Raw genomic sequence first — 14,557 nt, 5'->3', positions numbered from 1 at the left:
GGATCGACGGACGGGACGTTTGGCCCTGTGGGGCCGGCGGGCAGAGCCCTACCGTGAGGGTCACCATCGGTCTGTTCGTGCGCTCGCACGGCCGGCATCAGTGTGGTCGGCGATCACAGGAGTCAGCGCATGGACTGGAAGTTCACCATCGAGCTCATCGTCGTGCTGGGCGTCATCGCCCTCGGCGCGCGCAAGGGTGGCATCGCCCTCGGCCTCTGGGGAGGGGTGGGTGTTCTCATCCTCACCGTGGTGTTCCGCGAGAAGCCCTCGGCGCCGCCCATCGACGTCATGCTCATCATCCTTGCGGTGATCAGCGCCGCCGCCGCGATGGAGGCCGCCGGCGGTATCGCCTGGCTGGTGAGCGTCGCAGAGCGGGTGATCCGCCGGTTCCCGCAGCACATCACGATCGTGGCTCCGCTGGTGGCCTACCTGTTCACGTTCGGCGCCGGCACCGGCCACATCTTCTACCCGCTGCTACCCGTCATCCACGATGTCGCCCACGACAACGGCATCCGGCCCGAACGCCCGATCGCCGTCGCGACCATCGCGTCACAACAGGCGATCACCGCCAGCCCGGTCTCGGCGGCGATGGCGGCGATCATCGTCATCCTCGAACCCGAGGGCATGACGCTGCTCAAGATCATGGCGATCGCGGTTCCTGCCACCCTGGCCGGTGTCGTGATCGCTGCCCTGCTGTCGTACCGACGCGGGGCCGAGCTCGCTGACGATCCGGTGTTCCAGCAGCGGGTCCGCGATGGGCTGGTGCCCCCGATACCCGTCAAGGGAGCAGTCAAGACCGGGCGGTCGGGTGACGTCAGCGACAGCGGCGCAGATACCGTTGGGGTGTCGTCCGGATCGTCGAGTACGACTGTGCTGAAGGCGGGTTCGGCTGGTTCCACCACTTCCTCCTCGGGAGCCGCCGCGCCGACGGTGTCCACCGCGACGGCACTCATGCCGGCCCGGGACGCCGCCGACAACCCCCCGACGAAGAACGAGCGACCGGGGGCGGGCCGGCTCAGCGCCCTCATCTTCCTGGTGGGCGTCGGGTCGATCGTCGTGCTCGGCGCGTTCGAGGGGTTGCGTCCCGCGTTCCCGAACGACGATGGCGTGGCCACTCCGCTGTCGATGGCTCTGACCATCCAGATCACCATGCTCGCCATCGCGGCCATCATCATGCTCACCTGCCGGGTCGACATCGAGGCCGTCCCACGAGCAGCCACGGCGCGCTCCGGCTTCGTCGCTCTCGTGGGAATCTTCGGGCTGGCCTGGCTCGGTCAGACGCTCATCGACGCCAACGAGAAGACCGTCGTCGGGGGGCTGACGAGCATGGTCACCGCGGCGCCGTGGACCTTCGCGATCGGCCTCTTCCTCGCCTCGGTGCTGCTTTTCAGCCAGGCCGCCACCACCCGGGCGCTACTGCCGCTGGGGCTCGCTCTCGGCCTCGGCGGCCCCCAGCTCGTCGCGATGTGGCCGGCGGTCAACGGCTACTTCTTCCTGCCGACCTACGGAACCCTCATCGCGGCCATCAGCTTCGACCGCAGCGGCACGACCCGCATCGGACGGTTCGTGCTCAACCACTCCTTCATGCTCCCGGGGCTCGTGGCCACCATCGGCTCGGTGGGCGTGGGGCTGCTCATCGCCCGGTTCTTCTGAGCGTCCGAGCTGACCGGCCGGACCACCCGGTCGGGTCGCCCACCCCATGACCCAACCGGCACGCTGCCGGGACTTTGCACAGACCAGCAAGACCACCGCTCGAAGGGACCCACCATGAACGACACGACCTACGTCGACCAGCACGACACCGACGGTAAACGAGAGATCGTCGGTGTCAGTGACCTCCACGACATCGACGACCTTGCGCCCGAGGTCAACGACGCCGACCAGAAGCTGCTCGACGTGCTGCACGACATCGGCCGCGTGCAGACGTTCGCCTCGGGGGTGTTCGTCGCAGAGCAGGGCGCCCCGCGTGAGTGGTTCGGAGTGCTGCTCGCGGGCGAGCTCGAGCTGCTACACGGCCGTCATGGCGACCCTCGGCGAGTGGGCCTGCTCGAACGGGGTGCCATGGTCTTCGAAGGCGTGCTGATGGAGGACCAGACGCCGCACCGTCTGTCTACCCGCGCCCTCGGACCGGTCGAGATGCTGGTCGTCGACACGGCTGCGGTCGACGGCCTGCGTACGCAGCGACCCGACGTCTGGTCCGAGCTGATGCTGCGCGTTGCCCAACGACTGCGAGCCCGCCTACGAGTCGCGACCGCCCACCTCGCCGACCACGGCGAGGCGCTCGAGCCGATCGGCACCAGCCGGCTGGAGAAGGACTCGCTCGGCGTGCGGGAGGTGCCCGCCAGCGCGTACTACGGAGTACAGACCCTGCGAGCGATGGAGAACTTCCCCATCTCGGGGCAACGGCTGCACGACGTCGGTGCGATGTGCACAGCCTTGGCCATGGTGAAAAAGGCTGCAGCCCAGGCAAACACCGAGCTCGGCGTGCTTGACTCCGATCGGGCGGCGGCCATCTCCACCGCGTGCGACGAGATCATCGAGGGCAAGCTGCGACGACACTTCGTGGTGGACCTGATCCAGGGGGGCGCCGGCACCTCGACGAACATGAACGCCAACGAGGTGATCGCCAACCGCGGCCTCGAGCTGCTCGGGCACCGGCGAGGGGAGTACACCCACCTGCACCCGCTCGACCACGTGAACCTCTCGCAGTCGACCAACGACGCCTACCCCACCGCCGTCAAGATCGCCGTGCTGCTGACCATCGGGCAGGCCCTGCAAGCCCTCGACCAGCTCGCCGACGCCCTGCGGGGCAAGTCGGTCGAGTTCGCCGACGTGCTGAAGATGGGGCGCACCGAGAACCAGGACGCCGTGCCCATGACGCTCGGCCAGGAGTTCGGCGCCTACGCCCGCATGGTGACCACGGCTCGCCACGCGCTCGAGCACGCGACCCTGGAGCTGCACGAGATCAACATGGGTGCCACCGCCATAGGTACCGGGATCAACAGCCCCGCCGGGTACGCGGCCCTCGTCACCGAAAGGTTGGCCACGATCACCGGGATGCCGCTCACTCTCGCCGGCGACCTCGTAGAGTCGACCCAGGACTCGGGCGCGTTCGCCTACCTGTCCGGGGCCCTGAAGCGGGTCGCGATCCAGGTCTCGAAGATCTGCAACGACCTGCGCTGGCTCTCGAGCGGCCCGCGGGCCGGGTTGAACGAGATCAACCTGCCGCCGATGCAGCCCGGTTCGTCGATCATGCCGGGCAAGGTCAACCCCGTGATGCCCGAGATGGTCAACCAGGTGTGTTATCAGATCATCGGCTTCGACACGACGATCGGCATGGCCGCCGAGGCCAGCGAGCTGGAGCTCAACATGGCCGAGCCGATCATCGCCTACGACCTGCTGCAGGGGCTGACGATCCTCACCAACGCCACCATCGTGCTCACCGACAAGTGTGTGAAGGGGATCACGGCCAACCGGGAGGTCTGCCTTGGCTACGTGCAGCGCTCCATCGGCCTGGTCACCGCCCTCAACCCGGTGCTGGGCTATGAGCGTTCGGCCCAGGTGGCCAAGGAGGCGCTGGCCGGTGGAGAAAGCGTCTACGACCTCGTCATCGCCAAGGGTTGGCTCACCCGTGAGCAGCTCGACGAGATGCTCGACCCGGCACGGATGACGAGCCCGTTGCAGCCGAGCACCACCGCCTGACGGGTCGCCGGTCGGACGTCGCCGACGCAACCACCCCGAGCGGGTCAACCCCGCCCGGGGTGGTTGTGCGTCGAGATGGTTGTGCTGGGGGAGTTTTTGTCGTGGAGGCGAACGCTGGGGCCGAAACTCAGCGACGACGGAGCAGGCTGACGGCGAAGTCGCTGTCGGCGGTGAACGGCGTGACGTCCCAGGTGCCCAGCCGCAGCTCGAGTTCGAGACCCGCCTGAGCGCAGTGGGTGTCGAAGTCGGCCAGGGCGTAGCCGCGTTCGAGACCGAACCCGACGATGACGCGCCCACCCGCAACCACGTGAGCCGCGACGCGCTCGAGCACCACCGTCTCGGTGCCGGCGGCGACGAAGGCCATCACGTTGCCGGCCAGCACGGCAGCATCGAAGGGCTCGGGCTGACCCAGGGACGCCAGGTCGAGCGCGCTGAGGTCGGACTGCAACCAGGTGGGGCCGGGGTGGTCGTGCTCGGCGGCGGCGAGCAGCACGGGGTCGACGTCGACGCCGACGACGTCGTGGCCTCGCCGGAACAGCTCGGCGCCCAGGCGCCCGGGCCCGCAGCCGGCATCCAGCACCCGCGAGGCCGGCGGCACGAGGGCGTCGACGAGCCTTGCCTCGCCGGCCAGGTCAGCACCTTCCTCGGCCAGCCGGCGGAACCGGTCGACGTACCACTGCGAGTGGTTCTCGTCGGTCTCGGTGAACCAGCGCGGTGGTGTGCTCATGGGGCCATCCTGCAACACTGGCGCCAACACTGGCACCAACACTGACGCCACCATGGTTGAACCGCCGGGCACCCGGCATCCAGGGCAGTATCCGAGGGCGGGCCGGCGCGACGCCACGACCGAGGTGGGAGGAGACCGATGTCTGAAGGAGTGGCGGTCGTGACAGGGGCCGGATCCGGGTTGGGCCGGGAGATGGCAACGGCCCTGCTCGGAGCGGGCTACGCCGTCGCCTTGGCCGGCCGCACCCGCGCGTCGCTGGAGGCGACGGCGGCGGATCACGCGGACGCGCTCGTGCACGTCACCGACGTGGCCTCCGCGCAACAGGTCAGCGACCTGTTCGAGGCGGTCGTGGGCCGGTGGGGGCGGGTCGACCTGCTCGTCAACAACGCCGGCACGTTCGGGCCGTCAGGGGAGGTCGACGAGATCGAGGTCGACGCCTGGCAGCAGACCCTCGACGTCAACGTGACCGGCCCGTTCCTCTGCGCGCGAGAGGCGGTGCGAGTCATGAAGGCGCAGCAGCCGCAGGGCGGACGGATCGTCAACATCGGCTCGGTCTCGGCGCACAGCCCCCGGCCGGCCAGCGTGGCCTACACCGCGACCAAGCACGCGATCACTGGTCTGACCAAGGCCATCTCGCTCGACGGGCGTGCGCACGCGATCGCCTGCGGTCAGATCGACATCGGCAACGCGACCACCGAGATGACCGCCGGGTTGGCGGTCGCCGCCCGGCAGGCCGACGGCAGCACCCGGGGCGAGCCGACCTTCGACCCCACCCACGTGGCCGACGCCGTGCTCGCGATGGCGCGGCTCCCGCTGAGCGTCAACGTGCAGTTCATGACGATCATGGCCACGACGATGCCGTTCATCGGGCGCGGGTGACACGCCTCCGACGATCTCCGGACCCAATGTCCGTATTTCAACCGATACGTCAGGGTTCGGGGGCGACGCGCGTCGCGGTAGCCCTTGACGCGGTTCCGGAACGCGGGTTGTCTGTCACTCGCCGGGCACAGTCGCCTTTCACGACGAGGTCGAGTGCCTTTACCAGCCTTCGGGCGACCTGATGGGGGATATGCCTTGACCAGTCCACAACGACGGCCGAAACGCGCCACGAAGCGCATCGCGGCCCTGGCCCTCGCGCCCATGGTCGCCGCGGGCGCCATCTCCGCGGTGTCCACCACGGCCACGGCCGCGACCACCACCGCAGGCGAAGGGGCCAGCTCGGCCGCTCTGCCCATGCTTCCGAAGCTGCCCGCACAGGCCAGCCCGGGCACGACCGCCAAGGCGATCGCTGCGTTCAAGGACGGCAACTACATCGTCGTCACCAGAGACCGTGGCGCCACCACCAACCCGGCGACGCGGGCCGCGGCCGGCGAGCACTTCGACGCCAAGCGAAGCGCGGTCACGACCTACCGTGACCAGCTGAAGACCAAGCAGGACCGGATGGCCTCGGCAGTGGGCGCGAAGGCCAACCGCCACTTCTCGCTCGCCTTGAGCGGCTTCTCGGCCAAGCTCACCAAGGCCCAGGCGACCAAGCTGGCGGGCAACAAGGATGTGCTGCTCGTGCAGCGCGACGAGGCCCGACAGCTCGACACCTGGCAGACCCCGTCGTTCCTCGGTCTCGAAGGCGGCAGGAACTCCGTCTGGAGCAAGCTGGGTGGCTACCAGAAGGCCGGCGACGGTGTGGTCGTCGGGGTCATCGACTCCGGCGCCTGGCCCGAAAGCGCCTCGTTCGCCGGGGACCCCATCGCCAGCACCCCGCAGGGCAAGTGGGGGCTGAAGCGCGCCAACGGCGTCAACGTCATGAAGAAGGCTGACGGCGGCATCTTCACCGGCGTCTGCCAGACCGGGCAGGAGTGGACGCTCGCCAACTGCAACAGCAAGCTCATCGCGGCCCGCTACTACGCCGACACCTACCTCGCCAACGTTCCCGAGTCTGCCCGCCCCGCAACCGAGTACATCTCGCCCCGCGACGGTGACGGCCACGGATCACACACGGCCTCCACGGCGGCCGGCAACCACGGCGTGAAGATGTCGGTCGAGGGCGTCGACTTCGGCACGGGTTCGGGCATGGCGCCCGGTGCCAAGCTCTCGGTCTACAAGACCTGCTTCGACGACGGCAACCCCGACACCGGTGACTGCTACACCAGCGGTTCAGTGGCGGCGATCGACGACAGCATCGAAGACGGCGTCGACGTGATCAACTACTCGATCTCCGGCGCCCAGAACACGGTCATCGACTCGGTCGAGATCGCCTTCGAGGGGGCGGCCGAGGCCGGCATCTTCGTGGCTGCCTCCGCCGGCAACAGCGGGCCCGCAGCGTCGACGGTGGCCCACAACAGCCCGTGGCTGATGACGGTGGCGAGCTCGACCCACGTCAACTTCGAGAACACCGTCGTGCTCGGTAACGGCGCGAAGTACAAGGGTGCCAGCATCGCCCGCACGGCTCTGCCCAGCAGCCCGCTGGTCAACGCGACCGCCGCTGGCGTCGCCGGCGCCGACCCGACAGCTCTCGACCTCTGCGGGCCGGACGTGCTCGACCCCGCCGCGGTCACAGGCAAGATCGTCGTCTGCACCCGCGGCACCTACGACCGCGTCGCCAAGTCAGCTGAGGTCAAGCGCGCGGGCGGGGTGGGGATGGTGCTCGCGAACGCGACGCCGAACAGCCTCGACGCCGACTTCCACGCCGTGCCGACCGTGCACGTCGACGAGGTGGCCGGCGCCGACATCAAGGCCTACGCCGCGACGGCTGGTGCCACGGCGAGCTTCGTGCTCGGCGACACCACGGGTGGCCCCACCACCCCGTTGCCGCAGGTGAGCGCGTTCTCCTCGCGGGGCCCGGCGCTGGCCAACGGCTCTGACCTGCTCAAGCCCGACATCTCGGCTCCCGGCAGCTCGGTGCTCGCCGCGGTCGCCCCGCCGACGAACAGCGGGCGTGACTTCGACCTCTACTCGGGCACGTCGATGGCCTCGCCGCACATCGCGGGTCTCGCCGCCCTCTACTTCGGGGTGCACCCGACCTGGAGCCCGATGGCGGTCAAGTCGGCCATGATGACCACCGCCTTCGACAACAAGACCGCGACCGGCGACAAGGAGCGCGACGGCTTCGCCCAAGGGGCGGGCTTCGTCAACCCGAAGAGCTTCCTCAACCCGGGCCTGGTCATCGACTCCGGTGCTGCCGACTTCCGTGGCTTCATCACGGGACAGGGCCTCGACACCGGTGTGCCGGCCATCTCGGCGACCGACTTCAATGGTCCGTCGATCGCTTCGAGCAACGTCACCGGGTCGGTCACGGTCAAGCGCACCTTCACGGCCGTGCAGAAGGGCACCTGGAAGGTCACGTCGGGCGTGCCCGGCTTCAAGGTGACGGCCAAGCCGGCCACGGTGAAGTTCACCAAGGTCGGTCAGACCAAGACCGTGGCGATCACCTTCACCCGCACCCGGGCCGCCGTCGACCAGTGGACCCAGGGCAACGTCTTCCTCGTGGGCCCGAAGTTCGTTCGGATCCCGGTCGCCCTCAAGCCCGTGGCGCTGGCCGCTCCGGCTGAGGTCACCGGCTCGGTCGCGGCCGGTTCGGTGGGCTACACCGTCACCGGCGGCGAGTCGGCCCAGGTCACGATGAGCCCGACCGGGCTCGCCGAGTCGAACGCCACGACGGGCTCGCTCGCGACGGGCGGTCAGAAGCAGGTGCCGTTCACCGTCGCAGCGGGTACGTCACTGACCCGGGTCGACCTCGATGTCACTCCCGACGCCTCCGACTTCGACCTCTACCTCTACAAGGTCGAGGGCGGGGCAGCCACGCTGGTCGGCCAGTCGGCGACGAGCTCAGGCGATGAGCGCATCGACCTGCTCGGTCTCGCGGCGGGTGACTACATCGCCCTCGTCGATGGCTATGAGTCCTCCGGAGCCACAACCGACTACCGGCTCGACGTCTTCAACGTGAACCCGGCCACCGACCAGGGCGGTTTCGCGGTGACGCCGAACCCGGTCACCCTCACGCAGGGCACCTCGGCGACGGTGACGGCGACCTGGAGCGGTCTCGACGCGTCGAAGCGCTACCTCGGCTGGGTCGGGTACTCGACGAGCCCGAGCCTGACCCTGGTGACCCTCAAGTAGGTCGCCGCGATCGGTAGAGCAACCAGGAGGGGCGGTCCGGGCCAGTGCCCGGGCCGCCCTTTCCGGCGCCCGTCGAAGGTGTCGGATGCCGGGAGCCACGACGCACGAGGCGGATGCCGGGGTGGTCCCTTGCACCTGAGCCCCGTCGGGGGTTGGGTGGTCTCGATGCGTTGCGCCCGCTCCACATCCACACCGCCGCCCGGGAGGCAACCCATGACCGACGTCACGCCTGAGCAGGGTTCGCCCAGACCTGGCCCGGGCCGGCCCCCCCACACCCTGTCGAACGCCCTGTCGGACACACTGCCGAACACCCTGTCCCACACTCAAGGAGAGACCGACACCCCGCTGCTCGAGGCCACCATCGGCGACAACTTCGACGAGACGGCATCCCGCTTCCCTGACCGGGAGGCGCTCGTCGACGTGGCCCAGGGCAAGCGGTGGACCTACGCCGAGCTACGCGCTGACGTCGACGAGCTGGCTCGGGCGCTGCTCGCCCTCGGGGTGACAACGGGCGAACGCGTGGGCATCTGGGCCCCGAACTGCTCGGAGTGGACGCTGCTGCAGTACGCCACCGCGAAGATCGGCGCCATCCTCGTCAACATCAACCCCAGCTACCGCTCTCACGAGCTGAAGTACGTGCTCAACCAGTCCGGCATCCGCTATCTCTTCGCGGTCGAGCAGTTCAAGACGAGCAGGTACATCGACATGATCGAGGAGGTTCGCGAAGAGTGCCCGGCGCTCGAGCACTGGGTCTACTTCGGCACGGGGGGGTGGGAGACAACGCTCGGACAAGCCCGACACGTGTCAGCGAACGAGCTGGCGCGGGTTCAGGCGAGCTTGTCGAACACCGACCCGATCAACATCCAGTACACCTCGGGCACCACCGGCTTTCCCAAGGGCGCCACCCTCAGCCACCGCAACATCCTCAACAACGGCTACTTCGTCGGTGAGCTCTGCGACTACACCGAGGCCGACCGGGTGTGCATCCCGGTGCCGTTCTACCACTGCTTCGGCATGGTCATGGGCAACCTGGCCTGCACCTCGCACGGTGCGTGCATGGTCATCCCGGCCCCCGGTTTCGACCCGGCCGCGACGCTGCAGGCCACGCAGGACGAGAAGGTCACCAGCCTCTACGGCGTGCCGACGATGTTCATCGCCGAGTGGAACCTGCCCGGCTTCGCCGACTACGACCTCTCGAGCGTGCGTACCGGCATCATGGCCGGCTCGCCGTGCCCGGCCGAGCTGATGAAGCAGCTGATCGCATCGGGCATCGAGGAGATGACGATCGCCTACGGCATGACCGAGACGTCGCCGGTGTCGACGCAGAACCGCACCGACGACACGTTCGAGCAGAAGGTCGGCACCGTCGGCAGGGTCGGGCCGCATCTGCAGATCAGGATCGTCGACCCGCTGACGGGTGAGACGGTGCCGCGCGGGCAGGCCGGAGAGTTTCAGACCAAGGGCTACTCGGTGATGCTCGGCTACTGGGAGGCGCCCGAGAAGACCGCCGAAGCCCTCGTCGACGGCTGGATGCGCACCGGCGACATCGGGGTCATGCACGACGACGGCTACGTCGAGATCACCGGCCGCATCAAGGACATGGTCATCCGCGGGGGCGAGAACGTCTACCCGCGCGAGGTCGAGGAGTTTCTCTACACGCATCCCGACATCCTCGACGCGCAGGTGATCGGGGTGCCCGACGCGAAGTACGGCGAGGAGCTGTGCGCCTGGATCCGGATGAAAGACGGGGCGCAACCCCTCACGGCGGAGTCGGTGCGCGCCTTCTGCGAAGGCAAGCTCGCCAGCTACAAGATTCCCCGCTACGTCGAGATCGTCGAGGAGTTCCCGATGACGGTGACCGGCAAGATCCGCAAGATCGAGATGCGCGAGACCACCGCGAGACGCCTCGGGCTCAGCTGAGCAGAGGGCGGTGGAGTGGGTCGGAGTGGGCCGGAGCGGGTCGGGCGAGGGGCAGGAACGCCGGCCCGGCGACCCACGCCGTGGCGGTTCGTGACCCGACCCACCGCGGCGCCGGTAGGTTGCGGTGCAACAGTTGCAACCAAGCGTGACCTGAAGGGGTAGCCATGTCCGACTCCACCAAGACGATCCTCTGGATCGCACTCGCTGTCGTCGTCATTCTGGTCATCGTCGCGGTGGTGATGTCCTCGCGTAGACGCCGGGTGCTCGACGAGCGACGTTTCCAGGCCGGCGAGCTGCGTGCCGAGGCGCAGGAGAAGACGCCGCTGCTCCAGGAGCGCGCCGACCGCGCCTCCGTCACGGAGCAGATCGCGGCCGACGCTCGCGCTGAGGCCGACGAGAAGGAGGCCGCCGCCGCGGCGCTGGAGGACCAGGCCCACGCCCAGCGGGCGGCGGCTGACGGGGTCAGGGCCGAACGTGACGACCTCGCCCGTGAGGCCGACCGGATCGACCCCGACGTGGCCACCGACGATGAGGGCCACCGGGTCGGTCAGCAGGGTGATCACTCGGGCGATCACTCAGACGATCACTCAGACCCTGACTCGCGCCCCGACCCAGGCCCTGCCTCGGAGCAGGCGGCCGCGCAGCCCGTCGAGCGCGACCAGGGCGCCCCTGCGGCCTCCGGCTCAGGCGCCCAGACGACCGAGAACACGGGCGTGCTCGGCGGCGCCAGCACGTTAGACGACCACGACGACGAGCCCGATCTGGCCGACGCGGCAGACCCCTTCGCCACAGCAGGGGAGGAAGCGGCCGCTGACGGGTACGACGATGACATGAAGAAGAAGAAGAGAAGCACTGCCAAGTCGGAGACCTCGGGAAGCACCGCCGTCAGCGCTGACCCGACTGCTGCTGAAGCAGTCGGGGAACCGGAGGCGGATGCCGTGGAACCCCTCGCCTCCGACGACGGCCCGGAGGTGGCCACCGCCACGCAGCCCACAGAGGTCTCGGTGCCGGCGCTGAGCGAACGCGACGACGTGCTGGTCGGCGGCGGGCCGCCCGACAGCGACCCCGGAGACCACCGCGGCCAGCCCTGGGCCACGACACCGGGTGAGCCCGGCCTCGACGAGGGTGACGAGGTGGCCGACAACACCGACGAGGGGTTCGCGGCCCACACTCCGTCTGAAGCCGCCCCCGAGAATGACAGCACCGTGAGTGGCGGCAACACCGAAAGTGACGGCAACACCGAAAGTGGCGCCGACACCGAGAGTGGCGCCGACACCGAGAGTGGCAATGACGCCGAAGCCGCGGCAACCGAGACGCCCGCCCCGGGCGAGGCCACAGCCTCGGCGACTGCAGGCTCCGACGACGCCGCTCCCGAGTCACCGGTCGTCGCAACCGACGAGCCGGCTCACGTGTCAGCCAGTGAGTCCGTGGCGGATGAGCCGACCGAGGACGCCGAGGACGCCGAGGACGCCGACGACGCCGAGTCCGACGAGGCCTCGCACGATGAAGCCCCGATGAGTGCCGAACGGAGGATCTCGGGCTTCGACGAGGTCTTCGACGGTGGCTACGGCATCGGGTCGGCTCAGCCCATCGACGACGGCGCCCAGCCCCTCGCCCACCCCGTCAAGGCATGGACCGACCGCAAGAGCTTCGCGGCTCCCGGTGACGAGGGCTACGACGGCGCCGAGCCCGATGTCTGGTTCTACAACGAGGATGCTGCTCGCCGAGCAGGATTCGGTCGCGACGGCGGCTGAGCGAACCGCCCGTCGCCGCGGGACGGCATCCACGCACGCTGGTGGATGCCGTCCCGTTGCCGTTCGTCCGGCTGTGGGGCCCCGTCGCCGGCACGAAACCGCGGCGCAAGCACCGGGGCGACGCCCATAAACTGACGTCATGGTCTCCCCGCTGCTCGCCCTCACCCCCGTGGTGCAGTCCGCCATCGCCGCAGCGCTCGGCGAGCAGTTCCGCGAGGCCGACCCGGTGCTGCGCGCGTCACAGTTCGCCGACGTGCAGGTCAACGCGGCGTTGGCCCTGTCCAAGAAGGTCGGTCTGCCACCGCGCGAGGTGGCGACGAAGATCGTGACGGCTCTCGAGGCCATGCCGGCGACCGGCGACATGTGCGAGACGCTCGAGGTGAGCGGGCCGGGGTTCGTCAACGTCACGTACAAGAGCGACTGGCTGGCGAGTCTGGTCGACGACATCGCGGCCGATGACCGGGTGGGGGTGGTCACGCAGCAGCGCGAGGTCATCCCGATCGACTACTCCTCACCCAACGTGGCCAAGGAGATGCACGTCGGGCACCTGCGCACGACGATCGTCGGTGACTCGCTGGCGCGCACGCTCGAGCACCTCGGACACCACGTCGTCCGGCAGAACCACGTCGGCGACTGGGGCACCCCCTTCGGCATGCTCATCGAGCACCTGCTCGAGGTCGGCGAGGGATCAGCCGAGGCCGGGCTGCTCGTCAGCGACCCGAACGCGTTCTACCAGGGCGCGCGGGTCAAGTTCGACGCCGCCGAGCAGGCCGAGCCCACCGGGAGCGCCGGCGACTTCAACGTGCGGGCCCGGTCGCGGGTGGTCGCTCTTCAGGCTGGCGACCCCGACACGATGAGGCTCTGGAACGAGCTGGTAGACCTCTCGAAGGCCTACTTCAACAAGGTGTACTCGATGCTCGGCGTGACCCTCACCGACGACGATCTCGCCGGTGAGTCGATGTATAACGACGACCTGCGCGGCATCTGCGACGAGCTCGAGTCCAGTGGCCTTGCCGTCATGTCGGACGGCGCACTCTGCGTGTTCCTCGACGGCTACACCGGGCGGGAGGGCAAGCCGGTGCCCCTCATCATCCGCAAGTCCGACGGCGGCTACGGCTACGCCACCACCGACCTGGCCACCATTCGCTACCGGGTCGCCAAGCTCGGCGCCAACCGTGCCCTGTACGTCATCGGCGCCACCCAGGCGCTGCACCTCAACATGGTGTGGGACACGGCGCGCAAGGCGGGCTGGCTCCCCGAGTCGGTCACCCCTGTTCACGTGCAGATCGGCAACGTGCTGGGCGAGAACCGCAAGATCCTCAAGACCCGGTCAGGGGCGTCGCTGCGCCTCGTCGCCCTCCTCGACGAAGCGGTCGCCAAAGCTGAGGCCGTCATCGACGAGGCCCGTCCCGAGCTCGACGCCGACACCCGCTCCGCCATCGCCTGGCAGGTCGGGATCGGTGCCGTGAAGTTCGCCGACCTGTCGGTGGCGCACAGCAGCGAGTACGTCTTCGACCTCGACCGGATGGTCTCGCTCACGGGGAACACCGGGCCGTACCTGCAGTACGTGGTGGCCCGGGTGCGCTCGATCTTCCGTTCGGTTGGTCTGGACCCGCTGTCGCAGCACTCCCCGGTCGTGCTGGGGGAGCCGCAGGAGCGGGCGCTGGCCACGGCCCTGCTGCGGTTCGGCGACGTCGTGGCCGAGGTCGGAGCCACCTACGAACCGCACCGGTTGGCTCATTACCTCTTCGAGCTGGCGCAGTCGTTCTCAGCCTTCTACGAGTTCTGCCCCGTGCTCAAGGCCGAGCTCGACTCGGTCAAGGAGTCACGGCTCACGCTGTGCGCCCTCGTTCTCCGGGTCATGATCACGGGGCTTGACCTGCTCGGTATCGAGGCGCCCGAGCGCATGTGACACGCGACCCGCTGCCGCTGGCTGCACGGCATCCCAGCCCGCGCGGATCGGACCGTGGCGGGCTGCCGGTGGGCTCAGGCGGGTTCTGACCGCGCGGATCGGACCGTGGCGGGCTGGCGGTGGGCTCAGGCGGGTTCTGACCGCGCGGATCGGACCGTGGCGGAGTTCGGGTGGGCTCAGGCGGGTTGTGACCGCGCGGATCGGACCGTGGCGGAGTTGCGGTGGGCTCAGGCGGCATCTGACCGCAGGAATCGGACCGTGGCGGAGTTGCGGTGGGCTCAGGCGGGTTGTGACCGCGCGGATCGGACCGTGGCGGGCTGCCGGTGGGCTCAGGCGGCATCTGACCGCGCGGATCGGACCGTGGCAGGGTTGCGGTGGGCTCAGGCGGGTTGTGACCGCGCGGATCGGACCGTGGCAGGGTTGCGGTGG

Annotated in this window: 8 protein-coding genes; 7 read left to right on the top strand and 1 reads right to left on the bottom strand. The window is 69.1% G+C overall.

The annotated features are described in order from the left end of the window. Positions 1-129: 129 nt before the first annotated feature. Together BA895_RS13140 and BA895_RS13135 are read left to right on the top strand one after the other, a co-directional pair. A complete protein-coding gene (locus BA895_RS13140; RefSeq protein WP_070192360.1) occupies positions 130-1,653 on the top strand; it encodes an anaerobic C4-dicarboxylate transporter family protein in 1,524 nt (507 codons plus the stop codon). Between the two features lie 114 nt (positions 1,654-1,767). Next, complete coding sequence (locus tag BA895_RS13135; RefSeq protein ID WP_083283318.1) at positions 1,768-3,702, top strand: aspartate ammonia-lyase; 1,935 nt, start codon at positions 1,768-1,770, stop codon at positions 3,700-3,702. Positions 3,703-3,829: 127 nt separating this feature from the next. Here BA895_RS13135 and BA895_RS13130 read toward each other — a convergent pair whose 3' ends face one another. Next, positions 3,830-4,429, bottom strand: coding sequence for a bifunctional 2-polyprenyl-6-hydroxyphenol methylase/3-demethylubiquinol 3-O-methyltransferase UbiG (locus BA895_RS13130; RefSeq protein WP_070192359.1), 600 nt, complete (start codon positions 4,427-4,429; stop codon positions 3,830-3,832). Positions 4,430-4,567: 138 nt separating this feature from the next. Here BA895_RS13130 and BA895_RS13125 point away from each other — a divergent pair, with 138 nt between their 5' ends. The 5 genes from BA895_RS13125 (at position 4,568) to argS (ending at position 14,128) form a co-directional block, all read left to right on the top strand. Further along, positions 4,568-5,308 carry an SDR family oxidoreductase gene (locus BA895_RS13125; protein WP_070192358.1) on the top strand — a complete coding sequence of 247 codons (741 nt, stop codon included), beginning with the start codon at positions 4,568-4,570 and terminating at the stop codon, positions 5,306-5,308. A gap of 195 nt (positions 5,309-5,503) precedes the next feature. Continuing rightward, positions 5,504-8,542, top strand: a complete 3,039-nt coding sequence (locus tag BA895_RS13120; RefSeq protein ID WP_139142644.1) for a S8 family peptidase — start codon at positions 5,504-5,506, stop codon at positions 8,540-8,542. A 213-nt stretch (positions 8,543-8,755) separates the two neighbouring features. Beyond that, a complete protein-coding gene (locus BA895_RS13115) occupies positions 8,756-10,462 on the top strand; it encodes an AMP-binding protein (protein ID WP_083283316.1) in 1,707 nt (568 codons plus the stop codon). 164 nt (positions 10,463-10,626) lie between these two features. Continuing rightward, positions 10,627-12,216, top strand: a complete 1,590-nt coding sequence (locus BA895_RS13110) for a hypothetical protein (protein WP_070192357.1) — start codon at positions 10,627-10,629, stop codon at positions 12,214-12,216. Between the two features lie 139 nt (positions 12,217-12,355). Next, complete coding sequence (argS, locus tag BA895_RS13105) at positions 12,356-14,128, top strand: arginine--tRNA ligase (RefSeq protein ID WP_070192356.1); 1,773 nt, start codon at positions 12,356-12,358, stop codon at positions 14,126-14,128. The last annotated feature ends 429 nt before the right edge of the window (positions 14,129-14,557 follow it).

The organism is Humibacillus sp. DSM 29435 (assembly GCF_001758225.1).
Classification (GTDB): domain Bacteria; phylum Actinomycetota; class Actinomycetes; order Actinomycetales; family Dermatophilaceae; genus DSM-29435.
This window is presented reverse-complemented; position numbering and strand designations above follow the sequence as displayed.

Bases quoted from the DNA above. Each gene is read 5' to 3' on its own strand.
- BA895_RS13140 (WP_070192360.1), top strand. From the start codon at position 130: ATGGACTGGAAGTTCACCATCGAGCTCATCGTCGTGCTGGGCGTCATC.
- BA895_RS13135 (WP_083283318.1), top strand. From the start codon at position 1,768: ATGAACGACACGACCTACGTCGACCAGCACGACACCGACGGTAAACGA.
- BA895_RS13130 (WP_070192359.1), bottom strand. From the start codon at position 4,429: ATGAGCACACCACCGCGCTGGTTCACCGAGACCGACGAGAACCACTCG.
- BA895_RS13125 (WP_070192358.1), top strand. From the start codon at position 4,568: ATGTCTGAAGGAGTGGCGGTCGTGACAGGGGCCGGATCCGGGTTGGGC.
- BA895_RS13115 (WP_083283316.1), top strand. From the start codon at position 8,756: ATGACCGACGTCACGCCTGAGCAGGGTTCGCCCAGACCTGGCCCGGGC.
- BA895_RS13110 (WP_070192357.1), top strand. From the start codon at position 10,627: ATGTCCGACTCCACCAAGACGATCCTCTGGATCGCACTCGCTGTCGTC.
- argS (WP_070192356.1), top strand. From the start codon at position 12,356: ATGGTCTCCCCGCTGCTCGCCCTCACCCCCGTGGTGCAGTCCGCCATC.